Origin of the sequence: Haloarcula sp. JP-L23 (genome assembly GCF_011602445.1) — an archaeon.
GTDB lineage: Archaea > Halobacteriota > Halobacteria > Halobacteriales > Haloarculaceae > Haloarcula > Haloarcula pellucida.
Genome location: NZ_CP050014.1, coordinates 2,614,485 through 2,639,063, shown reverse-complemented (window position 1 = coordinate 2,639,063; position 24,579 = coordinate 2,614,485). Strand labels below are relative to the sequence as shown.

The 24,579-nt window shown below is 66.2% G+C and carries 28 protein-coding genes; 14 read left to right on the top strand and 14 right to left on the bottom strand.

Features of this window, described 5'->3' with window-relative positions; translation table 11 throughout:
- Positions 1-49: 49 nt before the first annotated feature.
- Positions 50-1,711 carry a hypothetical protein gene (locus G9465_RS13725; protein WP_166970923.1) on the bottom strand — a complete coding sequence of 554 codons (1,662 nt, stop codon included), beginning with the start codon at positions 1,709-1,711 and terminating at the stop codon, positions 50-52.
- A complete protein-coding gene (locus tag G9465_RS13720; protein WP_166970921.1) occupies positions 1,708-2,988 on the bottom strand; it encodes a Single-stranded DNA binding protein in 1,281 nt (426 codons plus the stop codon). The genes G9465_RS13725 and G9465_RS13720 overlap by 4 nt, the downstream gene beginning before the upstream one ends.
- 232 nt (positions 2,989-3,220) lie before the next feature.
- Here G9465_RS13720 and G9465_RS13715 point away from each other — a divergent pair, with 232 nt between their 5' ends.
- On the top strand, positions 3,221-3,679 hold the full coding sequence (locus G9465_RS13715) for a hypothetical protein (protein ID WP_166970919.1): 459 nt from the start codon (positions 3,221-3,223) through the stop codon (positions 3,677-3,679).
- A 48-nt stretch (positions 3,680-3,727) separates the two neighbouring features.
- Entirely contained in the window at positions 3,728-4,402 is a 675-nt protein-coding gene (locus tag G9465_RS13710; protein WP_166970917.1) for a 2,5-diamino-6-(ribosylamino)-4(3H)-pyrimidinone 5'-phosphate reductase, read from the top strand.
- Between the two features lie 6 nt (positions 4,403-4,408).
- Here the strand turns inward: G9465_RS13710 and G9465_RS13705 are convergent, their stop codons facing one another.
- The 3 genes from G9465_RS13705 to G9465_RS13695 all read right to left on the bottom strand — a co-directional run bounded on the left by G9465_RS13705 (position 4,409) and on the right by G9465_RS13695 (position 6,380).
- The gene (locus G9465_RS13705) at positions 4,409-4,696 is read right to left on the bottom strand and encodes a hypothetical protein (protein ID WP_166970915.1); all 288 of its coding nucleotides are present in this window, start codon (positions 4,694-4,696) and stop codon (positions 4,409-4,411) included.
- A 56-nt stretch (positions 4,697-4,752) separates the two neighbouring features.
- Entirely contained in the window at positions 4,753-5,229 is a 477-nt protein-coding gene (locus G9465_RS13700) for an SRPBCC domain-containing protein (protein WP_166970913.1), read from the bottom strand.
- A 104-nt stretch (positions 5,230-5,333) separates the two neighbouring features.
- Positions 5,334-6,380 (bottom strand): NAD(P)/FAD-dependent oxidoreductase, encoded by a 1,047-nt coding sequence (locus G9465_RS13695; protein WP_166970911.1) that lies wholly within the window; start codon positions 6,378-6,380, stop codon positions 5,334-5,336.
- A 102-nt stretch (positions 6,381-6,482) separates the two neighbouring features.
- Between G9465_RS13695 and G9465_RS13690 the strand changes: the two genes are divergently transcribed.
- The 6 genes from G9465_RS13690 (at position 6,483) to G9465_RS13665 (ending at position 11,384) form a co-directional block, all read left to right on the top strand.
- The gene (locus G9465_RS13690; RefSeq protein WP_166970909.1) at positions 6,483-6,767 is read left to right on the top strand and encodes a DUF357 domain-containing protein; all 285 of its coding nucleotides are present in this window, start codon (positions 6,483-6,485) and stop codon (positions 6,765-6,767) included.
- Between the two features lie 344 nt (positions 6,768-7,111).
- The gene (locus G9465_RS13685) at positions 7,112-7,387 is read left to right on the top strand and encodes a winged helix-turn-helix domain-containing protein (RefSeq protein WP_166970906.1); all 276 of its coding nucleotides are present in this window, start codon (positions 7,112-7,114) and stop codon (positions 7,385-7,387) included.
- A 54-nt stretch (positions 7,388-7,441) separates the two neighbouring features.
- Entirely contained in the window at positions 7,442-7,747 is a 306-nt protein-coding gene (locus G9465_RS13680; protein ID WP_166970904.1) for a hypothetical protein, read from the top strand.
- Between the two features lie 177 nt (positions 7,748-7,924).
- Entirely contained in the window at positions 7,925-9,973 is a 2,049-nt protein-coding gene (locus G9465_RS13675) for a PGF-CTERM sorting domain-containing protein (protein ID WP_166970902.1), read from the top strand.
- A 163-nt stretch (positions 9,974-10,136) separates the two neighbouring features.
- Positions 10,137-11,108, top strand: a complete 972-nt coding sequence (locus G9465_RS13670) for a transcription initiation factor IIB family protein (RefSeq protein ID WP_166970900.1) — start codon at positions 10,137-10,139, stop codon at positions 11,106-11,108.
- Positions 11,109-11,204: 96 nt separating this feature from the next.
- Complete coding sequence (locus tag G9465_RS13665) at positions 11,205-11,384, top strand: hypothetical protein (protein ID WP_166970898.1); 180 nt, start codon at positions 11,205-11,207, stop codon at positions 11,382-11,384.
- On the opposite strand, the gene G9465_RS13660 is transcribed toward G9465_RS13665, so the two are convergent.
- Entirely contained in the window at positions 11,385-11,789 is a 405-nt protein-coding gene (locus tag G9465_RS13660; RefSeq protein WP_166970896.1) for a translation initiation factor IF-2 subunit beta, read from the bottom strand.
- Between the two features lie 187 nt (positions 11,790-11,976).
- Between G9465_RS13660 and G9465_RS13655 the strand changes: the two genes are divergently transcribed.
- Complete coding sequence (locus G9465_RS13655) at positions 11,977-12,213, top strand: UPF0058 family protein (protein ID WP_166970894.1); 237 nt, start codon at positions 11,977-11,979, stop codon at positions 12,211-12,213.
- An 81-nt stretch (positions 12,214-12,294) separates the two neighbouring features.
- Here the strand turns inward: G9465_RS13655 and G9465_RS13650 are convergent, their stop codons facing one another.
- Complete coding sequence (locus tag G9465_RS13650) at positions 12,295-12,735, bottom strand: DUF555 domain-containing protein (RefSeq protein WP_166970892.1); 441 nt, start codon at positions 12,733-12,735, stop codon at positions 12,295-12,297.
- Between the two features lie 45 nt (positions 12,736-12,780).
- Positions 12,781-13,761 (bottom strand): DMT family transporter, encoded by a 981-nt coding sequence (locus G9465_RS13645; protein ID WP_166970890.1) that lies wholly within the window; start codon positions 13,759-13,761, stop codon positions 12,781-12,783.
- A gap of 226 nt (positions 13,762-13,987) precedes the next feature.
- On the opposite strand from G9465_RS13645, the gene G9465_RS13640 reads away from it, so the two are divergent.
- Positions 13,988-14,776: a winged helix-turn-helix domain-containing protein gene (locus G9465_RS13640; RefSeq protein ID WP_166970888.1), complete on the top strand. Its 789-nt coding sequence runs from the start codon at positions 13,988-13,990 to the stop codon at positions 14,774-14,776.
- A 59-nt stretch (positions 14,777-14,835) separates the two neighbouring features.
- Here the strand turns inward: G9465_RS13640 and G9465_RS13635 are convergent, their stop codons facing one another.
- Positions 14,836-15,459, bottom strand: a complete 624-nt coding sequence (locus G9465_RS13635; RefSeq protein WP_166970886.1) for a uracil-DNA glycosylase family protein — start codon at positions 15,457-15,459, stop codon at positions 14,836-14,838.
- A 113-nt stretch (positions 15,460-15,572) separates the two neighbouring features.
- Between G9465_RS13635 and G9465_RS13630 the strand changes: the two genes are divergently transcribed.
- From G9465_RS13630 to G9465_RS13615, 4 genes are all read left to right on the top strand, one after another.
- Positions 15,573-17,123, top strand: coding sequence for an acyl-CoA carboxylase subunit beta (locus G9465_RS13630; RefSeq protein WP_166970884.1), 1,551 nt, complete (start codon positions 15,573-15,575; stop codon positions 17,121-17,123).
- Positions 17,124-17,125: 2 nt separating this feature from the next.
- Positions 17,126-17,428 (top strand): acc operon protein, encoded by a 303-nt coding sequence (locus tag G9465_RS13625; protein ID WP_166970882.1) that lies wholly within the window; start codon positions 17,126-17,128, stop codon positions 17,426-17,428.
- A gap of 314 nt (positions 17,429-17,742) precedes the next feature.
- The gene (locus tag G9465_RS13620) at positions 17,743-19,593 is read left to right on the top strand and encodes an acetyl-CoA carboxylase biotin carboxylase subunit (protein WP_166970880.1); all 1,851 of its coding nucleotides are present in this window, start codon (positions 17,743-17,745) and stop codon (positions 19,591-19,593) included.
- 66 nt (positions 19,594-19,659) lie between these two features.
- On the top strand, positions 19,660-20,646 hold the full coding sequence (locus tag G9465_RS13615) for a biotin--[acetyl-CoA-carboxylase] ligase (protein ID WP_166970878.1): 987 nt from the start codon (positions 19,660-19,662) through the stop codon (positions 20,644-20,646).
- A gap of 26 nt (positions 20,647-20,672) precedes the next feature.
- On the opposite strand, the gene G9465_RS13610 is transcribed toward G9465_RS13615, so the two are convergent.
- The 5 genes from G9465_RS13610 to G9465_RS13590 form a co-directional block, all read right to left on the bottom strand.
- Positions 20,673-21,149: a universal stress protein gene (locus G9465_RS13610; protein ID WP_166970876.1), complete on the bottom strand. Its 477-nt coding sequence runs from the start codon at positions 21,147-21,149 to the stop codon at positions 20,673-20,675.
- A gap of 60 nt (positions 21,150-21,209) precedes the next feature.
- Complete coding sequence (locus G9465_RS13605; RefSeq protein ID WP_166970875.1) at positions 21,210-21,611, bottom strand: SHOCT domain-containing protein; 402 nt, start codon at positions 21,609-21,611, stop codon at positions 21,210-21,212.
- Positions 21,612-21,647: 36 nt separating this feature from the next.
- Entirely contained in the window at positions 21,648-22,670 is a 1,023-nt protein-coding gene (locus G9465_RS13600; RefSeq protein WP_166970873.1) for an amidohydrolase family protein, read from the bottom strand.
- A gap of 21 nt (positions 22,671-22,691) precedes the next feature.
- Entirely contained in the window at positions 22,692-23,915 is a 1,224-nt protein-coding gene (locus tag G9465_RS13595) for an HD domain-containing protein (protein ID WP_166970871.1), read from the bottom strand.
- Between the two features lie 72 nt (positions 23,916-23,987).
- The gene (locus tag G9465_RS13590; RefSeq protein ID WP_166970869.1) at positions 23,988-24,527 is read right to left on the bottom strand and encodes a dual specificity protein phosphatase family protein; all 540 of its coding nucleotides are present in this window, start codon (positions 24,525-24,527) and stop codon (positions 23,988-23,990) included.
- Positions 24,528-24,579: the final 52 nt, after the last annotated feature.

Here is a 24,579-nt window from a genome sequence, read left to right as displayed (position 1 = left end):
TGTCGGGTTGGCGACGGCGGAAGAAAAACGGCGCGGCTCGGATACGGACTCAGATGGGGGTGAGCTTCCCGTCCTCGGGTTCGTAACAGCGCCCGCCCATCAGCGCGTCCTGAATGGCGTCCGCGACGGCGTCGGGGTCGGCGCCGTACCGCTCGACGACGGTCGTGCGGACGGTCTCGCGGTCGGCGCCGCCCCCGTCGTTCAACTCCGTCATCACGTCCATGACGGCGTCTTCGAGGTCGACGTCCTCGGCGTCCGGCGCGTCTTCAGCACCCGACTCGTCGGGCGTCGTCTCGTCGGCTCCTGCCTCGGTAGCCGTCTCGGGCGTCTCGACGGGCGCGTCGCTGGTGGCCGCATCGGCGTCTGGTTCGACGGACTCGTCGCCGGCGGGTGCACCAGCAGAGTCCGGAGCGCTCTCCGCGTCGGCGGCCCCGGCCGGTGCCCCAGACTCGGCGGCCTCGGCCAGTTCCTCGGGGTCGGGCGTGTCGATGCCGGCCTCCCCGGCCTCGTCGACCTCCGTCCCGCTCTGGAAGTCGGTCCCGTACTCCTGTTCTATCTCCTCGCGCTCGTCCTCGTCCAGTTCGAACTCGGTGTCGAAGTCGCCGACCTCGTCCTCGTCGGCACCGAGGTCGGTGGCTCCGGTCTCGGTGGCGGCCGCGTCGGCGGCCGTCTCGGTCGGCTCGACGGTTTCTGGCTCGTCTGCGCTCGCGTCGGCCGTGTCGATACGCTCCACGTCGGTGTCGAAGTCGCCGAGTTCGTCGTCGGCGTCTGCGCTCACGTCCGTCGTCTCGGCAGCGCCCGACGTGGTCGTCTCTACGGGCTCGCTTGCAGCATCGGACGCTGGACTCGTCTCGGAACCCGTCCTCACCGATTCGGTGTCGGCACCCGCCGTCTCGCTATCGGACTCGCTCGTCGCCGGGGCAGCGTCCCCACCGGCCGAGTCCTCACTCGTCTCGGGCGCGGCCGTGGCAGTTTCGAGGTCCGTCTCCGCGAGTATCGGAATCGGGTCGTCGGTTCCGTCGCCGGGCGAGAGCGACAGCGACCCCGCCTCGTCGAGTTCGCCGGCGACGACGCGGGCCGCGTCCAGCGAGAGGTCGCGGACCGCCTGCAGGTAGTCGCCGGTCGTCCCGTAGTGGTCCAGCGCGAGGGTGATGCCGGCAGCGGTACTCTCGTCGACGCCGGACTCGACGAGCGACGCGTGGAGTTCGTCGCCGGACAGCCCCGATTGTTTCGCACTGGCCATCCGTGCCACGCGGTCGATGGTCTGCTCGGCGGCCTGTACGACCCAGCGGTCCCGCGTGTCGGCGTCCACCTCGCTGATGGACTCTGGCCGGATAGAGGTGAACACGCGGTCGCCGTCCTCCGGTTCGAAGGTGCGGGCCTTCCCGGTGACGGCGACGAACATCGGCGGGGTCGCCGATTCGAGGAACGCCAGCGCGTCCGGCTGGTACTGGCCGGCGTAGACGACGAACGGCCCCGTCGGGTCGACGATACGTGCGCGCAGGACTTCCTCGTTGACCTGCTCTATCTCCGTGAGGACGCCGACGACGAACAGGCGGTTGACCCGTGTGCCGGTCGGCGTGACCACGTAGTTCGGAGCGCGCTCCTCGTCGGACTCGGAGTACGAGAAGTCCGAATCGTCGAACTCGGCGGCGAACAGGCGGTGGGCCACCTCGCGGCGTCCCGGTCCCCCGTCATCAGACTCGCTCATGCGTCCACCTCCCGGAGGAGGGTGTTCGCACGCTCTGCCGGGTCGTCCTCGGATTCGGCGAACTCGCTGGCGTTGAGGTTGGCGCCGTACTCGTCGACCGAGAGCGAGCCACGGACGACGTACTCGAGGCCGACGACGCGGTCTGCGATGCGGTCCGCGACGACTTCCTTGTCCATCGCGTCGCGGGCATGTTCGCGAGCGTCCTCTAGGTCGCCGCCGTAGATTCTGGCGGTCAGTTCGTCGTCTAAGATGACGGTAACGGTGGCGGTGCCGTCGTCTAAGATGGCCTTCGTCCGCAGGTCGTCCTCGCCCTCGACGGCGCCGTGGGAGCGACACTGGCCGTTCTGGATGACGCGGCCACACTCCGGACAGCGCTCGATGAGGCCGGACCCGTCGCGTATCTCGATGACGTTGCCGGCGAGTTCGACGTCGAACTGCCCGCCGCTCTCGACGGCCTCGCGAATGGACATCCTCGGGGCGTCCTCAGCGACCGCTACCGACTCCGAGAGCGGCGTCACGGTCGAGAACTCGGAGACGTTGACCGACGGCGCGCCGCGGAACTCCCGGACGAACGTCTCCTCGATGCGGACCGAAGCGCCTTCTTCGATGGCGTCGTGTGGCTCCCAGTCGGTGAAGGGGAGGCGTCCCGACTCGTCGCCGAGGACACCGCTGAGGATAGTCGTCTCGCCGTCGCGGCCGTCGATGACTTTCTCCTCGCACTCTACGACCTGCACTTCGACGGTGATGCCGCGGTCGCCGGGTTCGAGGTCCGTGAGACTCGACTCGCCGCCAACCTCGGCGTCGATGTCGAGCGTCTCGTCGACGACGCTCGTCTGGGTGCTGTCACCGAGGTTGAGTTCGGGCTTCCCGTCCCACTCGCGGACGCCGGCGTTGCCGAACTGCACCGTCTGGCCGGGTTCGAGGTCGGCGTCGAAGCCGTCCCACGCGGTGTAGGAGATGGTGCCGGATTCGTCCGCGAGTTCGCCCTCACGGATGACGTGCTGTTCGCCGTTGTACTGGATGGACCGCCGACCGGACGTGAGCACCACGGCGGTGACCGTCACGTTCGAGTCGTCGGTAGAGACCTCGCTGATGGCCTTACTCGATGGGGTGCCGTCGCTCCCGCCGCCGCCGTCACCGTACTTCCGGCGGAGGCTCTGCTTGGCCTCGTCCATCGGTACGGAGTACTCGACGAGGTTCTCCAGGTCGCGTCTGACCTCCTCTTTGTCGACGTCGAGGTCGGAGGCGAGTTCCTCGACATGGTCTTCGAGAGACATCGAAGGAGGGTTCGGCGGGGGCGTTGAAAAGGGTTTGTGGGCCGACGCGAGGAGGATCCTGTCACCGAGCGACTAATTCGGCCGGTATTTTTATTGTTGATAATGTCTATCGCAGTTTGTATGTCTCGTATGTGGCGTTTGTATGGTCTAGGGGGCTATCTCACGTCATTATCGGCTTGGTTGATGGCTCTGGTTCCCAGTCATGATACCGACTACGCGGGGGGAGCGTAACGTGGGTAGTCTCTTCGGATCGAAACCCTCAGAGGCACACGTCATCTGGCGGAGCGGTCGAGACGATGGCGGGAAAAAGCGGTTCGACTTCGAGTATCTGGAACTGTGGGCGGCACACTTCGGCGTCGACTACGAGGAGTGGGAACGAGTGGACCACGACCGCGGCGAGGACCCCCGGGAACAGCACGTCTGCGTGTTTCATTGGGCCAAATCCGGGGGCCAGGAGGTCTCGCTGGGCGGCGAGACGTGGACGATGGGGGCCTCCGAACGCCCGCGGACGTTCATAGAGATCGACGAGGCGGGGATGGTTCGGCTGAAGGGATGGACGAGCGAGACCACCATCGACGTCGACGAACTCGTCCTCGACGGGACGACCCTCCGTCTGCGGACCGCAGACGGCGGCCAGAAGTCACTCGACGTCGAGAAACTGGCCAGCAAACCCGACGCGAACACCACCTGATTCACCAGAACCGAAACCCGTTTCCTCTCTACTCGCCTGCCGTGTCGTATGCACGTAGTCGTCAACGCCGCGATGAGTGCCGACGGGAAGCTCTCTACGCGGCGCCGTGAGCAGATACCTATCTCCGGGCCCGACGACTTCGATAGAGTCGACCAGTTACGGGCCGACAGCGACGCCGTCATGGTCGGCGTCGGGACGGTGTTGGCCGATGACCCCTCGCTGACGGTCGACGATCCGGACCGTCGCGAGGCGCGGACCGAGCGAGGCGACCCGGCAAACCCCGCCCGCGTCGTCGCCGACTCGCGCATCCGGACGCCGCCGGACGCGAGGGTCCTCGACGGCTCGGCGGAGACGTATCTGCTCGTCAGCGAGGCCGCGCCGACGGACTTCATCGAGGAGATGGAGGCCGCGGGCGCCTACGTCATCGCCGCCGGCGAGGACCGGGTCGACCTCACGACGGTACTCGCCAAACTAGAGGGTGAGGGCGTCGACCAACTGATGGTCGAAGGCGGTGGCGAACTCATCTTCGGCCTGTTCGAGGAGGGGCTTGTCGACGAACTCTCCGTGTTCGTCGGGCCGAAAATCTTGGGTGGACGGGACGCCCCGACGCTCGCCGACGGCGACGGGTTCGTCGAGGACTTCCCGGCGCTGGACCTCACCGGCGTCGAACGACTCGACGACGGCGTCCTGTTGACGTGGTCGGTAGACGGTCGAACCGAGTAACCCGAGTTAGTGGTCGTGGCCGGTCAGTTCGCCGAACGTCGCACCGAAGCGCTCCTCGAAGAGGTCGAGCGTGAGTTCTTCGAGCGCCGCAATCTCTTCGTCCGGTTCGCCCTGACTGTGGTGGACGGCGCCGTGGATTCGCTGAGCGAGACCGAACATCGCGATGTCACCGACGACCTGCGGGTCCGTCTCGTCGGCCTCCTCGCGGAGGATGTCCAGCAGGCCGCTGGGAACGGTCAGTTCGTCGGTCGCGTCGTCGCCTTCGATAGTCAGCGTGACAGTGTCACTAGCCATAAGGACCCGTTCGCCCACCCGACGGAAGGGTCTGTCGGGTTCGTGCCCGCCGCGTGTCAGGCCGCGACGGGGTCCGTGTCGTCTCCGTTCCCCGCTGGCGACGGGGCGGCAGATTCGACACGGGTCTTCAGCGCCTCGTTCATCGCCTCGAATCCTGCCCGGATGTCGGCCTCGTTCAGGAGCAGACCGACGAGCAGGCCCGAAAAGGACTCGCGGTGGTGCAGTCGGGTGCCGCCGTCGTCGAGGGGTTCCAGCCTGAACTCGTGGCGGCCATCGAAGAGGCCACGGACGCCCAGTTTGCCGACCCACTCCAGTCGCTCGCCGGGGTCGGCAGCCGTGACTCGGGGTTCGAATCCCATGCCTCGCCCCTCCGGGGGGTCGATACGGACGCTGAGGCGCTCACCCTCGGCGACGGTGCCCTCGATAGCCGTGACGAACGGGTTCCACTCCGGGTAGGCGTCGAAGTCGGTCAGCGTCGCCCAGACATCTTCGGGGGTCGCGTCGATGTCGACGGTGGTCGTGACGGTTTTCATAGGCGGAGAGACGACCGCTGAGTGAATAAAGACAGAGTGAGGCGTGTCTACACGTATGCCAGTTCGAAAACGGGAAACCGCAGTCGGTCAGGGGACGATAGTCCTCAGTCGTCCGCCGCTTCCGCGGCGGCCTCGGCCTCGCTCTCTGCTTCGGGCAGGTCTTCGAGGTAGTCGTCGGCGTCGATGGCGGCCTTACAGCCCATCCCGGCGGCGGTGACGGCCTGCTGGTAGTGGTAGTCGACGACGTCGCCGGCCCCGAACAGCCCAGGGACGTCCGTGGCGGTTTGGCCGCCGCCCTTGCCGCCCTTCGCGACGATGTAGCCCGTCTCGTCGAGTTCGACCCCCGTGTCTTCGAGGTAGTCGGTGTTCGGCGTGTGGCCGATGGCGATGAACACGGCGCCCACGTCGAAGTCGAACACCTCCGTCTCGTCGTCGTCGAGTTTCTCGGAGGGATAGCCCGCGTCGTTCCGGGCGAGGGTGACGTGGTCCACGCCGTCCTCGGGTGAGCCGTGCATCTCCAGCACCTCGGTGTTGCGCATGATCTCGATCTCGCCCGACTCGACCTTCTTCTGGACCTTGTCTATCCAGTAGTCCTCCGCGCGGAACTCCTCGCGGCGGTGGGCGATGTACACCTTGTTGGCGAACTTCGTGAGGAAGTGAGCTTCCTCCATGGCGGCGTCGCCGCCGCCGACGACCAGCATGTCCTCGCCGCGGAAGAACGCGCCGTCACAGGTCGCACACGTCGAGACGCCGTAGCCCATCAGGTCGTCCTCGCCGGGGATGCCCAGCGTGCGGGCGCTGGCACCCGAGGCGGCGATGAAGGCGTCACAGGTGTAGACGTCGCCGTTGGTGAGTTCGACGCGGAACGGGCGCTCTGAATCGTCGACGTTCTCGACGACACCGTGTTTCAGGTCGGAGCCGAACTGCTCGGCCTGCGCTTTCATCTCGTTGATGAGGTCGGGGCCGGAGATGCCCTCGGGGAAGCCGGGGTAGTTCTCGACTTCGCTCGTGAGCGTCAACTGGCCGCCCGGTTCGTCCCCTTCGAGGACGAGGGGGTCGTTGTTGCTGCGGGCGGCGTAGATGGCCGCTGTCAGGCCGGCGATGCCGGTCCCGGCGACGATAAGTCGGCGGTGGTCCTCGGTGTCTGTCATTACCCGTGCTACTCCACAGCGGCGTATTTACCTTGCGCTGTCGTGTCGACGGCACACAGCCACGCCGACAGGCTTACACGCTCGCCGTCGCTCGCTCCGGCTATGGCCGCCGACCTGACCGAGAAGACAGACCGGTACGAGGGACTGCTCGCCGAGGCACTGGACGCCGCCGAGATCGCGCCGCCCGAGGGGACGCCGATGCACGACGCCGCGCTCGACTGCGAAGAGATGGCGTCGTCGTACCTCGAAGACGGGCGCCATTTCCGCACGGAGGACGACCTCGTCAACGCGCTGGCGTCGTTCTCCTACGGGCACGCGTGGCTGGACGCGGGCGCCCGCATCGGCCTGTTCGACGTACCGACCGAGGGCCATCTTTTCACACAGTGACTGCGCGGAACTGAAATCGGGTGAGTTTCTAGAGAGTATTTACTACGTATCAGTCCACCGACCTCGACTGGGTCTCAGTATGAGGCCAACACGACGCAACGTCCTGCAGAGTATCGCGGCCGGAACTGCTGCGGTAGCGGTCGGTACTGGGACGAGGCGGCAGACGGTGACGCGAAGGTGCGGGTCGCCCACGCGTCGCCGGACGCGGGTACGGTCGGGTCGACGACTGACGGGCTTTCGGGAGCCACCTGAGTACTCCTCCACACCGCTGTCGGTGACGTGACCGGCGTTTCTGCCGTCACGGGCCGGTGGTTATACGTAGGCCCCAAGAGTTGGACACGACGATGGAGGCCGTGTTGTGGTACGTCTTGACGAGTACGCGGGGCGGAGCGAACCGTATCCGCATCCTCCGTGCGCTCGACGACCGGCCTCGGAACGCGAACAGACTGGCAGAGACGCTCGACCTCGACTACAAGACGGTCCGGCACCACCTCGACGTTCTGGAGGAGAACGACATCGTCACCGACAGTGGCGACGACTACGGCGCGGTGTACCTGCCGACCGACCGCACACGCAAGTACTGGGACACGGTCGAGGAGATAATGGAGACCGCAGAGTGACTATGGCTGAAATTGGGAAAGAGTATATCAGCGGCAATCTGAAAGGGTGGAGCAATGGTCGGTTGGATTGACGTCGCACGCGTCGCGGTGGCCGTCAACATGCTGTTACTGGCGGGACTCGTCTACGTCTGGGGGCGCAACTACTACGAACTCCGTTCGAAGCACACGCTCGGCCCCCTCCTGTTCGCCCTGTTCCTCTTCGGAGAGAACGCCTTCGCGCTGTACTTCTACCTGCTCGACCCGCTTCTGGCGGAGTGGTTCAGTACGGCGGTTCCCGACCCGGCGTGGCAGGCGATGGTGGTCCTGCACGTACTGGAAGCCGTCGGCCTCGCAGTGCTCACGTGGACGACTTGGGACTGAGAACCGAGCGGCCGTCGCCGTCGCGATTTTTAAGCACGTCCGTCTATCCTGTCCTCGCCAGCATCGACCGCCGAGCCGACAAACCGCTACACGTGGGCGGGAGTGGGGTGCAAATTGGGTGACAGTCCGGTCGCAGTTCGGAAAATCCCTTTTTATACGTCTCCGGTCTGACCGGGTATGCGGCAACGCATCCTGACTGCGCTGATAGCGCTCACCGTCCTGACGTCCGGTACCGCCGGCGTCGCGGCGGCCGAGACTGGCACCGATTCCGAACTGGCACAGGCCTCCAACGGGGCGAGCGTCACGTTCGCGAACCAGACCAGCGACGGCGACACGGTCACTGTGGACTCGGTGACGCTACCCGAGGGCGGGTACGTCACCGTCCACGACGCCTCGCTGAACGAGGGGGCGGTCCTCGGTAGCGTCGCCGGCACGTCGACGTACCTCGGACCGGGCACGCACGAGAACGTCACCGTGACGCTCACCGACGACGTGAGCGACGGGTCGTACGTCGCGATGGCCCACATGGAGACCGACGGCGACCGGACCTACGAGTTCGTCGCCTCGAACGGCCAGACCGACGGGCCCTACACGACGGACGGCGACATCGTGTTGGACGGCGCGGACGTGACCGTCTCGGCCAGCGTCTCGATGAGCGACCAACCGACTACCGGCGACAGCGTCGTCGTCGACCGGGTCGTCCTCTCCGAGGGCGGGTTCGTGACGGTCCACGACGCGTCGGTCACGGAGGGGGCCGTCTTCGAGAGCATCCGCGGCACCTCGGCGTACCTCGGCCCGGGCGTCCACGAGGACGTGCGCGTCCAGCTGTCGGAGCCAGTCACGGATAACGCGACGCTGGTCCCGATGGCCCACATGGACACGAACGACGACGAGGCCTACACCTTCGAGGAGAGCGAAGGGGAGGCAGACGGCCCGTACGCGACCGCTGACGGGAGCGCGGTCGTCGACACCGCCGCCGTGACGGTCACAGACACGGCACGGACGACGTTCGACGCACAGGCCACCGGCGGCCACAGCGTCGTCGTCGAGAGCGTCTTCGTCCCTGACGGCGGGTTCGTGACGATTCACGACGGTAGCGTCGCTGAGGGCGCCGTCTTCGACAGCGTCCGCGGCACGTCGACGTACCTCGAACCGGGCTACCACACCGACGTCGTCGTCACTCTCGACACGCCCGTCGAGAACGACACGACGTTAGTGGCGATGCCCCACCGCGACACCGACGACGACGAGACGTACGACTTCGTCGAGACGAACGGCAAGGACGACGGGCCCTATACGAACATGGGGAGTGCCGTCACCGACACTGGTGAGGTCACTGTCTCGGCGTCCGTGACGATAGCCGACCAGTCGAGCGACGGCACCACCGTCGTCGTCGACCGGGTCGACGTCTCGGAAGGTGGCTTCGTCGTCGTCCACGACGCGACGCTGTTCGACGGGGCCGTCTTCGACAGCGTCGTCGGCCACTCCGAGTACCTCGAACCGGGCGTCCACGAGAACGTCACCGTGACGCTGGACGAACGACTCGCCAGCGGCCAGACGCTCGTCGCGATGCCCCATGCCGACAGCGACGCCGACGAGAGCTACACTTTCGTCGAGAGCGAGGGCGACGCGGACGGTCCGTACACCGTCGGCGGTGACGCCGTCGTGGACACGGCCCAGACGACCATCGAGGCCAGTCTCGCGTTCGAGTCCCAGACCACCGACGGTGAGACGGTCACTGTCGACGCCGTGACGCTGCAGGACGGGGGCTTCGTGACGGTCCACGACGCGTCGGTCACGGAGGGTGCGGTCTTCGAGAGCATCCGCGGCACCTCGGCGTATCTCGGACCGGGCACGCACGAGAACGTCACCGTGACGCTCTCGGACACCGTCACCGAGAACACGACGCTGGTTCCGATGGCACACCGCGACACCGACGGTGACGAGACCTACACCTTCGCCGAGAGCGAGGGTAGCGCCGACGGTCCCTACGTCGCCGCCGGCAGTGCCGTCGTGGCCGTGGGTGACCTCTCGGTCGAGTCGGCGACCGAGAACTCGATGACCGAGGAGCCGACGGAGACGGAGATGGAGGAGATGACCGAGATGGAGGAGATGACCGAGATGGATGAGGAGTCCACGACCGGCGGGTCCGGTCCCGGGTTCACCGCCGCCGTCGCACTGGCGGCGCTGGTCGCGGTAGCGTTCGTCGCACGCCGGCAGGCTTAAGTACGCGAGTGTCCGCGCGTGTTACGGCCTATCACGGCGCTATCGTGCGGTTAGGTACCAAGAATAGCGAAAGGTTTTTATACTTGTCGAACTAACTATTGGTAAGAGAAACCCAGCAAGGGTTCTTTAGCATTACGCACCCGGCAGTCGGGGAACACCCACCATGAGTGAATCCACAGTACGCAACACGACAGAAGAACAAGTACAGGAGCGAGACATCGGCGAGGAGACGACAGAACAGCAGGACGTCTGTCCCGAGTGTGGCGGCAACGTCACGACAGACACCGAACACGGCGAGACGGTCTGTCAGGACTGTGGGCTCGTCGTCGAAGAAGACAGTATCGACCGGGGACCCGAGTGGCGTGCGTTCGACTCCTCGGAGCGTGACTCGAAGTCCCGCGTCGGCGCGCCGACGACGAACATGATGCACGATAAGGGCCTGTCGACCAACATCGGCTGGCAGAACAAGGACGCCTACGGGCGGTCGCTCTCGTCCAGCCAGCGCCAGAAGATGCAACGTCTGCGCACGTGGAACGAGCGGTTCCGCACCCGCGACTCCAAAGAGCGCAACCTCAAGCAGGCGCTGGGCGAGATCGACCGAATGGCCTCGGCGCTCGGCCTCCCGCAGAACGTCCGCGAGACGGCGAGTGTCATCTACCGCCGCGCGCTCGACGAAGACCTGCTTCCCGGCCGTTCCATCGAGGGTGTCGCGACGTCGGCGCTGTACGCCTCGGCGCGCATGGCGGGGAGTCCCCGCTCGCTCGACGAGATGGCGGTCGTCTCCCGGGTCGATAAGATGGAACTGACCCGGACCTACCGCTACATCGTCCGCGAACTGAACCTCGAAGTCAAGCCGGCGGACCCCGAGCAGTACCTCCCGCGGTTCGTCTCGGACCTCGACCTGAGCGACGAGACGGAGCGGCAGGCCCGCGAACTCATCGAACGCGCTCGCAAGGCGGGCATCCTTTCCGGGAAGTCGCCGGTGGGCCTCGCGGCCGCCGCCGTCTACGCCGCTGCGCTCCTGACCAACGAGAAGGTCACCCAGAGCGAAGTCGGTGACGTGGCCAACATCTCGGAGGTCACCATCCGCAACCGCTACAAGGAACTCCTCGAAGCCGAGAACGTCCCGGCGTAGACGGCTTCGTTGGACCCCTGACGCCGACACTGTCTGAGGCAGACCAGTGGGGAGACGCCAACCTTTTTCCACCTCCGGCGTGTGTCAATATCACACATGGAGGAAGCGTACGTCCGGTTGCTCTGTCCCGAGTGCACGAAAGACTGGGAGTCGACGCCGAGCGAGTTACCGACACACAACACGCTGTATCACTGCCCGAACTGTCACGCGAGCAGACGCCTCGCAGAATTTACACGAACCGACCGCGACTTACAGACGCTGAAAGGGCTCCAGTAACTAGCCGCTGGTCGCCGAGCGCGCACCACACGCCTCACAGCGCAACAGCAGTGCGTCTCCCTCGCTTTCGAGTCGCGTATCGGGGAGCCCACACTCAGAACAGCGGACGAACTCGTCGACGTACTCGTCGATAGCCGTTCCCAGACGGTCGGCGCCGAACGACCCGGTGAGCCGTGCCCGTCCGCTCTCGTCGATGTGCGCGCTGGTCCCCACCTCCGTCTGGAGGAACTGCAGGACGTGGTCTGGCTCCCGACCCAACCGGTCACACAGCGACTGGAAGTTCTCCACGACGGTGACGTTCCCCTCCTGTCTGACCTCGGGGTCCGGTACCTCGAACCGCTCTGACGACCCCTCTATGTCGGGCGTCTCCGACATCGCCCGGTCGAGCATATCGTCGTAGTCCATACGACACAGTGGACGGCCCGGCGTCAAAAATCTTTCAAACCCACCGACACCGGCCCCGGTCGGACGTGACCCGCTACGTGAATTCGGCCGTCTAAGACCGCCTATCCTAACGTTTTATCATCGAGTCGGTGTGTTAACTACCGTCAGAGTAGTACTATAACCCTCCGTCCTCTAGCAAGGGTTGACCATGAAGAAGCAGGAACTCATTCACCTTCACGGCCTGCTTGCACAAGTACAGAACCACTACGAACAAGACACCGGTTCTACGGTCGAACACGACGAGTACGCCGAACTCGGCGTCAAGCCGACATCGATTCACAAGTCGAAGACAGACCACAAGGCCGCTGTCTTCGCTATCGCCGATGGAATTACCTCGGAGATGACCGCCGAGGAGAAAGAGCCTGTTTCTGCCGCCGCTGACTGACTCTCCCGCATCGTTCCTTCGGAAGCGCCGCTACTCAGCGGCTGCCACGGCCGAAAACGGACTGCGAGACGTCGCCGACGGCTATTCGTCGATGAGTTCCTCGAACTCGGGTAGTATCTCTTCGTCGGTCGCGGTGTCGTCCGCCTCCGTGTCGTCTGTCTCCGCTTCCGCCGGTTCGTCCTCGTCCGGGATCTCCTCTATCTCGACGATGTCGAGCGGGATGTTCTCCAGTCGCTGGCCGATCTCCTTTCGCGCGATGCGGGCGGCGTGTTCGTCACGCTCGACGTTGAAGACGGTCATCTCCAGTTCGAGCGCGACGAGGCTCTCGTCGGCCGCGAGGAACGCAGGCTCTAACTCCTCCCCGCAGTGTGGACAGCTCCGTTCGCCCATGTTGATCTCGACGTAGTTGAGGTCCGGATTGAGCATATCGCCGGTCTTCGAGATAGCGATTCGGACCGCTTCGTCGGCTGTGGCTACGTCGTAGACGGGGACGGCTGCCTCGACGACAACTCTGCAGTCCATACGAGCATGTTTGCTGGCCTATATAATGAAGGTTGGCCCGGGTGTTCAGTCGGATTCGAACCCGGTCGCGTCCTCGCCGACGTCGAGGGCGTCGGTGGAGACGACGGCGTCGGTAGGCAGTCGGGAACCGATGGACGGGATGGCGATGGACTCGCTGCCCAGTACGGCGAACCCGACGAAGATGGTGAGGAAGCCGACGACGGCTAGCTCCGAGATGGACTCGCCCAGTAGCGCCCACCCACCGAGCGTCGAGACGACCGGAACGACGTAGAACACGAGGTTCGCGTGGGTCGCACCCGACCGGTCGAGCAGGCCGAAGTAGGCCACGTAGGCGACGGCGCCGGCGAAGACGCCGACGTAGAGGAGCGCGCCGAACGCCGCGGGGACCCAGCTAACGGCGGCGACGGACTCGCCGGCCTGCCAGCTAAGTCCGTGACACAGGGCGGCGGCGACGGGCAGGGCCCACGCCGTCCGGACGGTGCTAGAGAGGTCGCTGTCGCTCCAGCGGACGAGGACGCTCCCGAGCGCCCCGCTGACCGCGCCGCCGAACAGGAGGAGTTTGCCGCCGCCGCCACTGAACAGCATCTCGGGGTCGGGGTTGACGACCAGTGCGACGCCGAGCAAGCCGACGAGCAGGCCGACCGCACCGCGCTTCGAGAGACGCTCGTCGGCCAGCAACAGGGCCGCGAACACGGGGGTCAGGATGGGGTTGAGGCTGAAGACGATGGCGCCCACGGCGCTGGTGGCGTCCTGCTGGCCGACGAACAGGAGCGCGTTGGTCAGGCCCAGCGCCAGCAGTCCGGTCGAGAGGATACCCAGCGCGTCACCACGGCTCTGGGGGAGCAGGTCGATCCGAGACCGGGTGAGCGCCACGTAGCCGAGCAACGCCACGGCGGCGACGTCGAACCGGAGCGCGACGAACAGGAGCGGCGGGAAGTGGTCGAGGCCGGCCTTCGCCGCGACGAACGTACCGCCAAAGAGGACGCTGGCGGCCACACCGAGTGCGAGGACACGTCGTGACACCATCGTTATAGCAACACCTCGCCGACGGACTGACCGGGTACCGAGACACGCAAGAGAATCGCATATGACGGCTGTATCATCGTACTTTCGAGTAGACGTAGTAGGGTTATAGTCTCGTTCAGAAACTCTTACACGACGGGTAGGGACCGACGACCCGCGGCGGTATTTCACGGAGTGAAACTATTGCACGACACGAAAACCGTATCCGTACGGGCCAGCAAGCGCCGGTATGGACGCCACGCTTTCGGAGATAGAGTTTCTCGCGCTCTCACCGAATCGGGTCGCGGTGTTAGAGCTCCTCGCGGCCGACTGGCACACACGCTCGGAACTCGCCGCCGAGACCGGTGCGTCGCAGGCGACGCTGGGGCGCATCCTCGGTGACTTTGAGGACCGGAAGTGGGTCCGACGGACCGAGGGCGGCTACGTCGCGACGGCGACCGGACGCCTCGTCGCCGAGGGGTTCAGAGACTTACTAGACATTCTGGAGACGGAACGCGACCTGCGGGATATCGTCGACTATCTACCGACTGACGCGATGGACTTCGACTTGCGACACCTCGCGGACGCCACGATTACGACGCCGTCACAGACGCGGCCGAACGCGCCGTTACAGCGCCTCCTCTCGCTGATGCGCGACGCCGACGATGTGACGGCGTTCTCCCACGCGTTCAACGACCAGAGCCTCTCGGTCGCGGCCGACCGGGCAGGGAGTCAGCAGTTCCGGGCGATTCTGTCACAGAGTGCCGTGGACGCGCTCACCGGAGACGAGACGCTGCGGGCCCGCCTCCGTTCGCTCGTCGAGACGGAGACGGCGTCAATCGGCGTCTACGACGGGGAGATACCGCTCGCTGTGACTATCGTCGACGACGTGGTGAACCTCCTCGTCCGTGACGAGCGCGGGGTGTTGCAGGCGGCCGTCGACACCGACCATCCAGCCGTCCACTCGTGGGCCGAGGCCCGATTCGAAGACTACCGCGAGCAATCGGCGCCGCTCACTGCGGCCGCCCTCCGACCCTGAGTCCTGTTGTCGACTGCACCTTCGTGAAGACGGTCGCCACTGGCTGGCAACCGACGGTATCAGCGGACGCGCCAGACCTCGTCGCCCGGGAGGAACCGACCCAGTTCCGCTTCCTGTCTGTAGTCGGTCGCCAGTAGCGCCGTGAGTGCGGCGACGAGTTCGTCCTCGTCCTCGTCGGTCCACTCGACGGGGTCCTTGATGGGGTAGACGAGCCACCCGCTGCCGCGAACTTCCGTCGCGTGGAGTTCCTCCATGTCGACGGCGTCGGCCGGTTCGGCGGTCATGTTCGCGAAGACGTGCTTCGTCGCGCGTTCGCCGACCGGGAGGAGGACGTGTGAGGTAATGGCCCGGACCTCGGTATCGAACATCGGTTCGTGGTCCGCGTAGTCCGCTTCGGTCGGGACGCGGTCGCCACAGAGGAACAGATACGAGAGGTACGTCTTGTCGACGGTCGGCGGCGTCCCGGCCTCCTGCAGGAGGCCGCCCGCAACGAGCGCGCGCTGGAGTCGCTCGGCGGCAGGGGTCCCGGTGAAGGGGATGCCCGATTCGCTGCCGCCGTGGACGCCGGGGTGGTCACCGATGACGTGGAAGTCCGCGTTCGCATCACCGTAGCCCGGAACGAACGGCTCACACGGCGGCTCGAAGCCAAACGGGTTGTGCTGGGTTGCCGTGATGTTCTTCACGAGGGGAGTCTGGAAGCAGGTCGGGAAAACTCCGACGGTCTCGGGCGGGCAACGCTTTTTTCGGATGCCCCCGACGAGACGGGTATGCTCAGGTCCGGGAGCCGTGATGTCGCGTGAACCACGACGACCGCGTCGAGGACCTCCGCGAACGGAAGGCGGAGGCCGAACGTGGCGGTGGCGAAGAGCGCATCGAGGCCCAACACGAGAAGGGGAAACTCACCGCGCGTGAGCGCATCGACTACTTCCTCGACGACGACACCTTCGTGGAGATCGACGCCCTGCGGGAACACCGCTCGACCAACTTCGACATGGACGAGAAGCACGTTCCGGGCGACGGCGTCGTCGTCGGCTACGGCGAAGTCAACGGCGAACGGGTGTACGTCTTCGCCCACGACTTCACCGTCTTCGGCGGGTCGCTCGGCGAGGCCTTCGCCCAGAAGGTCTGTAAGGTGATGGACAAGGCCATCGAGAACGGCGCGCCCATCATCGGGCTGAACGACTCGGCGGGCGCCCGAATACAGGAGGGAATCGACTCGCTGGCTGGCTATGCCGACATCTTCCACCGCAACCAGAAAGCCAGCGGCGTCGTCCCGCAAATTTCGGCCATCATGGGGCCGTGTGCCGGCGGCGCCGTCTACTCGCCGGCCATCACGGACTTCGTCTACATGGTCGAGGAGACCAGCCACATGTTCATCACCGGCCCGGACGTCATCGAGACGGTCACCGGCGAGGAAGTCGGCTTCGACGAACTGGGTGGGGCACAAACCCACGCCACGGAGTCCGGTGTCGCCCACTTCACGGCCGCAGACGAGAAGGCGGCGATGGACGACATCCGCTATCTCCTCTCGTACCTCCCGCAGAACAACGTCGCGGACCCGCCGCGCGTCGACCCGTGGGACGACCCGGAGCGCCGCGACGAGAGTCTCGTCGAGACGGTGCCCGACGAGCCACAGAAGCCGTACGACATGGTGGACGTGATAGACGGCGTGTTGGACGAGGACTCCTTCTTCGAGGTGGCCGAGGGGTTCGCGCGTAACATCGTCACCGGGTTCGCCCGACTCGACGGGCACAGCGTCGGCGTCGTGGGCAACCAACCGCGCGTGAACGCCGGGACGCTGGACATCGACGCCTCGCGGAAGGGTGCGCGGTTCGTCCGCTTCTGTGACGCCTTCAACATCCCCATCCTCACGTTCGTCGACGTGCCGGGGTTCATGCCCGGCAAGGACCAGGAGCGCAACGCCATCATCAACCACGGCGCGAAACTGCTGTACGCCTACAGCGAGGCGACGGTGCCGTTGCTGACTGTCATCACGCGCAAGGCCTACGGCGGTGCCTACGACGTGATGGCCTCGAAGCACATCGGCGCAGACGCCAACTACGCGTGGCCGACCGCCGAGATAGCGGTGATGGGGCCACAGGGCGCGGTGAACGTCCTCTACGACGACGAACTCGCCGACGCCGAGGACGTCGAGGCCCGCCGGCAGGAACTCATCGACGAGTACCGCGACGCCTTCGCCAACCCCTATACCGCCGCCGAACGCGGCTTCGTCGACGACGTGCTGGAACCGAAACACACCCGACCGCGCCTCATCGAGGACCTCGACCTCCTACGGGGGAAGCGAAGCGACCAACCGGACCGCAAACACGGGAACATCCCACTGTAACCATGGCTACGGACTCCGCAGAGACGGTAGACGGCGCGCTGGTGGCGGAGATAGCGGCCCAACTCCCGGACGCGTCGACGGACGAGGCGGCGGCCATCGCCGTCGCCGTCGGCGCGCACCTCACGGACCGTAAGCGGGCCGCCGCCGCGGCTGCGGCGGCCGCAGCGGCCGGCGGCGAATCGTGGGACGGCAAGGAGTGGACGTTCTCCGAGCGCGTCGAAGGGACACAGAAGCGCCACGTCAGGGTCCGCGAGGAGGCGCCGACGGACCCGTGGAGTGCGGCCGGGCGGACAGACCGGATGTAACGGCTCGGCCGCCCAGCTCCGCCAGTTCGGTGGCCAGCAGCGGCAGGCTCGCCCGGCCTTCGAGCGTCTCCAGCCACGCCGCCGGTACCCCGTCGATGCCGAAGCGTGCGCCGGCGACGGTCACCGCGTCGATGGTACCGGCGTCGCCGCCGAGACGATGGCCACTCGCAGCGAACCGGCGGCGAGTGTGTGGACAACTCCGCGAGCGGTCCGTTCGTCCATGTCCGACCGTTCGTGTGCCGTGGAAAAAAAGAGCGGTCGGTCGATTCGCCGCTCCGCATAGTTTTATGGGCCAACTCTCAGTATGGTGGGATATGTTCGACAAAGTACTCGTCGCCAACCGCGGTGAAATCGCGGTCCGGGTCATGCGCGCGTGCGAGGAGTTGGGCATTGGGACGGTTGCTGTCTACTCTGAGGCCGACAAACACTCGGGGCACGTCCGCTACGCCGACGAGGCGTACAACGTGGGGCCGGCACGAGCGGCCGACTCGTATCTGGACCAAGAGGCGATTATCGACGCCGCAAAGCAGTCCGGCGCCGACGCCATCCACCCCGGCTACGGCTTCCTCGCCGAGAACGCCGACTTCGCCCGGAAGGTAGAGGACACGGACGGCGTCAAATGGATCGGACCGGCCGGCGACGCGATGGAGAAACTGGGCGAGAAGACGAAGGCCCGGAAGATCATGCAATCGGCGGACGTTCCCATCGTCCCCGGGACGACGGACCCCGTCGACGACCCCGAGGAAGTCGTCGAGTTCGGTGAGGAACACGGTTTCCCCGTGGCCATCAAGGCCGAAGGTGGCGGCGGTGGCCGCGGGATGAAGATCGTCCGCGATCCCGACGAGATAGAGGAGCAACTCGAATCCGCCAAACGCGAGGGTGAGGCGTACTTCTCGAACGATTCCGTCTATCTCGAACGGTTCCTCGAGAACCCCCGTCACATCGAGATCCAGATCATCGCGGACCACGAGGGCAACGTCCGCCACCTCGGCGAGCGTGACTGCTCGCTCCAGCGTCGCCACCAGAAGGTCATCGAGGAAGGCCCGTCGCCCGCGCTCTCTGATGAACTCCGCGAGAAGATCGGCGAGGCCGCGCGCCGTGGCGTCCGCGAAGCGGACTACTACAACGCCGGGACCGTCGAGTTCCTCGTCGAGGAAGACACCGACCGCGAACCCGGGGAAGTGCTGGGGCCCGACACGAACTTCTACTTCCTCGAAGTCAACACGCGTATCCAGGTCGAACACTGCGTTACCGAGGAGATTACCGGTATCGACATCGTCAAATGGCAGATCCGGGTCGCCCAAGACGAGGAACTGAGCTTCGAACAGGACGACGTGGAGATCGACGGCCACGCGATGGAGTTCCGGATCAACGCCGAAAACGCCGCCAAGGACTTCGCACCGGCGAATCAGGGCTCGCTGGAGACGTACGACCCGCCCGGCGGGATCGGCGTCCGACTCGACGACGCGCTCCGCCAGGGCGACGACCTCGTGACCGACTACGACTCGATGGTCGCGAAGCTCATCGTCTACGCGTCCGACCGCGACGAGGTCATCGAACGCGGCAAGCGCGCGCTCGCGGAGTACGACATCGAAGGGTTCCCGACGGTCATCCCGTTCCACCGGCTGATGCTCACCGACGAGGAGTTCGTCGGCGGCACCCACACGACGAAGTACCTCGACGAGACGCTCGAGAAGTCCCGAATCGAGGAGGCCCAAGAGCGCTGGGGTAGCGAAACCGAGGCCGCGGCCGACGAGGACGAGGAGGTCGTCGAACGCGAGTTCACTGTCGAGGTCAACGGCAAGCGCTTCGAGGTGGACTTAGAAGAGCGCGGTGCGCCCCCTATCAACGTCGGCGACGTCGACGTCGGCGGCGGTGACCGGCCACAGCGACCGGGCGAGAGCGGTGGGTCCGACGGTGGCGGGGGCGGCGGGTCCAGCACCGAGGGCCAAGAAGTCACCGCGGAGATGCAGGGGACCATCCTCGAAGTGTCCGTCGACGAGGGCGACGAGGTCGAATCCGGCGACGTCCTCTGTGTCTTGGAGGCGATGAAGATGGAAAACGACATCGTCGCCGAACGCGGCGGCGTCATCAACGACGTCGCCATCGGCGAGGGCGACTCCGTCGACATGGGCGACCTCCTGTTCGTCATCGGGTCCGAATAAGCGCCGAAGCGACGGCGTCTCGGTCGAGTGGCGCCCTTTTTGCCGGTCGCCGTCGAAGCGACTGGCATGAACGAGACACGCCATCGGGTTCTCGACGCGCTCTCTGACGGCCCGGTCTCGGGACCGGCGCTGGCCGAGGACCTCGGTATCTCGCGGTCTGCGGTCTGGAAACACGTCGAGGCGCTTCGGGAGGCGGGGTTCACGATTGCCAGCGACGACGCGGGCTACTCGCTTGCCGAGGTACCCGAATTCGGCGGTCTGGCGGTCGAGTACGGCCTCGACGCGCCGTTCGACATCGAGTACCACGACAGCATTCCGAGTACGAACGCCCGGGCCCGTGACCTCGCCGCCGAGGGTGCTTCTGACGTCGTCGTTCTCGCGAACGAACAGACTGGCGGCCGGGGACGCCTCGACCGGGACTGGGTGTCACCGAGCGGCGGCATCTGGCTTTCCATCCTCTTCCGGCCCGACGTGCCGATGGCCCACGCGCCGGTGTACACGCTCGCCGCCGCCGTCGCGGCGACCCGCGCGGCACGCGAGGCGGGCGTCGAGGCGACCATCAAATGGCCGAACGATGTTCTCGTGAGTGTCACGAGTGCGGGCACGTCGTCAGCGGGCGATGACGACGTGCTGGTCGGCGGCGAGGAGCGGAAACTGGTCGGTATCCTCACGGAGATGGAGGGCGAGGCCGACCGGGTCTCGTGGGTGGTCGTCGGCATCGGCGTCAACGCCAACGTCGACCCGGACTCGCTACCGAGCGAGGCGAACCCGACGAGTCTGCAGGCGGTCCGCGGCGAGGCAGTCGACAGGCGCCTGTTCACCCAGCGCCTCGTCGAGACGTTCGACACGCTCCGGCAGACGCCCGAGTCCGTGCTGGACGAGTGGCGCGAATACGCGACGACGCTCGGGAAACGTGTCCGCGTCGAGACGCCGAAGGGCGTCGTGGAGGGCGAAGCCGTCGACGTCGAGTTCCCGGGACGACTGGTGGTCGAGACCGACGACGGACGCCAGACCGTCTCCGCCGGCGACTGCGAACACCTCCGGCCGGTGTAGCGGCCGCAGTCTACGGGCGGGGTAGTTCACTGCGTGACGCTCGCTTCCGGTTCGTCGTCTCCCGGGTCGACGTCCGTGTCGCCGACCGGAACCGTCACCACCGGGACCGGCGACGACCTGACGACGCGTTCGGCGACGCTGCCGAGCAAGATCCGGTCGAGCCCTCCCCGGCCGTGGGTTCCCATCACGATGGTGTCACAACCGTTCTCGCGGGCGTACTCGACGATCTGCTTGCTCGGTGCCCCCTTCTCGATGGCCGTCACGACTTCGAGGTCGCCGGTCATCGTTTCGAGGGATTCGAGCGCGAGTTCGCCCTCCTCTCGGAGCATCTCGGTGACGCCGTCCCACGTCGTCTCGACGGGCAACGTCGCGTAGCTACCCGTGTCGATGACGTACAGTCCGTGTACCTCGGCGTCGTGGAACCGCGCGAGTTCGACGGCGTGGTCCACGACCCGGGACATCCCCTCGGACCCGTCTGTCGGCACCAGTATCCGGTCGTACATACCCCACAGTACGACGGCGGCGCGTTTAGTTATTTGCTAATTGATACCATACACCGTACCTCAGTTCAGCTCTGACTCGCGCTCGTCGTCACCGTCGGCGTCGCCGGCCGCCTCGTCCATCACCTGTTCGAGTTCGCGCTCTAACTCGCGCTCGGTGAGTGCGCCGTCCCTGTACTTCTCGGTCAGTCGGTCGACGGCGTCCGCGTCGGCCGCGGGGCCGTACTCGGCGGGCGCCTCCGCTGGCGATTCGTCGCTGCCGAGGAGGGACGACCCGACCCAGTAGACCGCGTAGCCGACGCCGACGACGAGGAGGGCGGTCACCAGCAGGGACAGGAGCGCCGCGAGTAGATTCTGGAGGACGGCGAGCACCGCGGCGGCGACGCTGAGAGCGACGAGCAGGGCCACACCGGAGAGCAGCACTCGCCAAAGTGTTCCGAGGGCGCGGTCAGTGGTGGAGGGCATCACGCACCCCTTGCAGTCCGTGGCCGATAAACGTGGCTACGACTCGGGGAGAACGACCCGTTCCACGTCGGACACTCCGGCGCGGCGGACGACCGCTCGGATGGGGTTGTGCGCCCCTGTGAGGTTGTCCGAGTCGCCGTCCAGAACGAGCAGGCTGGCCGGCCGCCCCTCCTCGATGAGGCCGCAGTCGAGACCGGCCAGTTCGGCCCCGTTGACCGTCGCCATCCGCAGGACGTCCCGCGCAGAGAGGTCGTACAGTTTCGCGGTGAACTCCATCTCGCGGAACATCGACGGACTGTTGAGAAAGACGTTGTCCGTCCCCAGCGCCACCGTCGTCCGCTCGGCCAGTTCCTCGACCGGCGGCGTACCGACGCCGGTGACGAGGTTCGACCGCGGGCAGACGGCGACCGGAATCTCGCTGTCGGCGACGCGTTCGAGGTGGAGACGCTTCGCGTGGACCATGTGGACGAGGAAATCGGGGTCTAAGTCCAGCGCCGGGTTGATGTCCGAACTGTCCACCTCGCCGGCGTGGATGCCGAACAGTTTGCCGGCCTCGCGGGTCGCTCGGCGCTCGGGGCCGAACTCGGCATCGTTGGCGCCGCTGGCGCCGAAGCCGTCGGCCATCTCCATCGCCTCGACCGTCTCGCGACCGAGGACGACGCTCCGGAGCGGCGAATCGGCAAGCGCCGCGCGGATGGCACGCACGCCCTCGACGCCGCCCTCACGGAACTCGACGAACGCGCCGGTCCCGGACTGGTGCATGTACGACAGCGACCGGACCATCCCCTCGACCAGTTCGGACTGGTCTGCCTCTCGGAGGAGTCGGTGTTTCAGGCCGTCGGGCGGTGCGACCAGTTCCTCCAGCGAGAGGCCCTCGCCGGCCTCCTTCGCGATGGAGTCCCCGATGTGCGTGTGGGCGTTGACGAACGCCGGGCAGACGATGGCGTCGCTGTCGACGCTGTCCGCCTCGATAGCGGCGATCTCGCCGTCTTCGACGACGACTCGCCCCTCGATAGGTTCGAACGTCCGGCCGCGGAGAATCGTCCCTTCGATACTCATGTACTCATCTCCACTCGATGCTCAGTTAAATTCGTCGAGGGTCGCGTGGATACCCGGTCGGACGTCCCGGACCCGCGCGCCGTCTAAGTCGAGGCCGAGTTCGCGGATGGCGACGTCGCCCACACGGTCGCTGTCGTCCTCGGGGGCGTAGACGCCCAGACGCCACTGGTCACGCTGGGCGGCGCGGATGGCGTTGACGAGCGTCGACTGCTCGCCGAGGCGGCGCACCTCGCCGTTGACGAGGACGCGACTCGTGGACTCGGTCATCGACGGTTCCGAGGGGACGTCGAGGACCACCGAGTCGGGGTCGACGTTCGCGCTGTCGGCGATGGCGTGTTCCCACGTCCGGATATCACGGTGGTCGGCCGCGACTAATTCGTCGGGGACGGCGGTCCGTTCGGCCCAGACGGAGCGCTTATAGAGATCTCGCTCGCTCAGCCGACGGGCGTATTCGGCCGTCTCGTCGCACTGCCGCAGGCGGACGAGCAAGTCTGCGTCGTCCCACCGGCGCAGGTCCGAGGCCGTCACGTTCGTCGCGGTCAGCAGCCGTTCGGCCCCGCGGCGGAGCATCGATTTGGCGATGCGGGCGACGTGGTGGGCGTAGACGGTCGGGTTCATCAACGCACGAGCGAGCAACAGCGACTCAGCGGTCTGGACGTTCCCCTCGTCTAAGACGAGTTCGCCGTCGACGAAGCGCAACTCCCGGACCAGCCGTTCGTGGTCGATAGTGCCGTAGGGGACGCCGGTGTGGTGGGCGTCGCGGACGAGGTAGTCCATCCGGTCGACGTCGAGTTCGCCAGACACCAGTTGGCCGAGTTCGCCGTCGCCGGCGACGAGGTCAGCCACCCGGTCGGTATTCAGGCCGTGGTCGGTGAGCACGCGGGCGACCTCGCCGCGGTCCAGCAGGTCGTGGACGTCGTCGTGGTACTTTCCCGTCTTGCGGTGGATGACCGCCTCGACGTTGTGGCTGAACGGGGAGTGACCCACGTCGTGCAGGAGGGCGGCGGCACGGACCCGTTCGGCCTGCTGACCCTCGATACCCAGATGCGAGAGCGCCCGGTCGGCGAGGTAATAGACGCCGAGCGAGTGTTCGAACCGGGTGTGGTTGGCCGACGGATAGACCAGCGTCACGGTCCCGAGCTGCTTGACCCGGCGGAGGCGCTGGACGGGCGGGGTCTCCAGCAGGTCGGCGGCGACGCCCTCGACCGCGATGTGGTCGTGGACGCTGTCCTTGATGGTGGTCATCGCGTGTCGGTTCGTGAGCCGTCGGCAAAACGGTACTGCCACATCTCGTGGCTGTACCGGCCCGAACGGTGGTCAGAGTCGTGCGACCGACCCCAGTAACTCGAGGAGGGAGTCCTCGTCGGCGTCGCCGTACTCGACGGCGTCCATCGGGTCACGCCCCATCTGCTGGACCGTCTCGATGGCCCGTCTCGGGCCGTAGTCGCGGTTGTATACGAGCCACGCGGCCAGTACCTGTCCCGTCCGTCCGATGCCGGCCAGACAGTGGACGACGGTGCGAACCTCGGTATCTACCGATGTCGCCAAGAACGGCAACACCTTCTCGTGGAGGGCCTCCTTACCGATGAGTCGCTGGTCGGGGACCGGGACGTGGAGGACGTTCGACTCGCCGAACGCGTCGGCGTACCGCTCTAAGTTCGACCCGGATTCGTCTAACTGTGTCCCCGCGAGGAGACAGCAGACGCGCTCTACTTGACAGTCGCGAACAGACTGTATCCAGTCCGAGAGGGCCGCGTCGTGGCTGGCAGCACTGTGCCAGCCGGGTGCGCACGCGCCGAAGACGTACTTTTCGTCGGGGGCTGCGGGGGCGAACCTGTGGGCGTGAATCATACGCATGACTGCAGTTGTCCACTTCCTCTCGGGCCACTAACTTCAGTCTCCCCCCTCG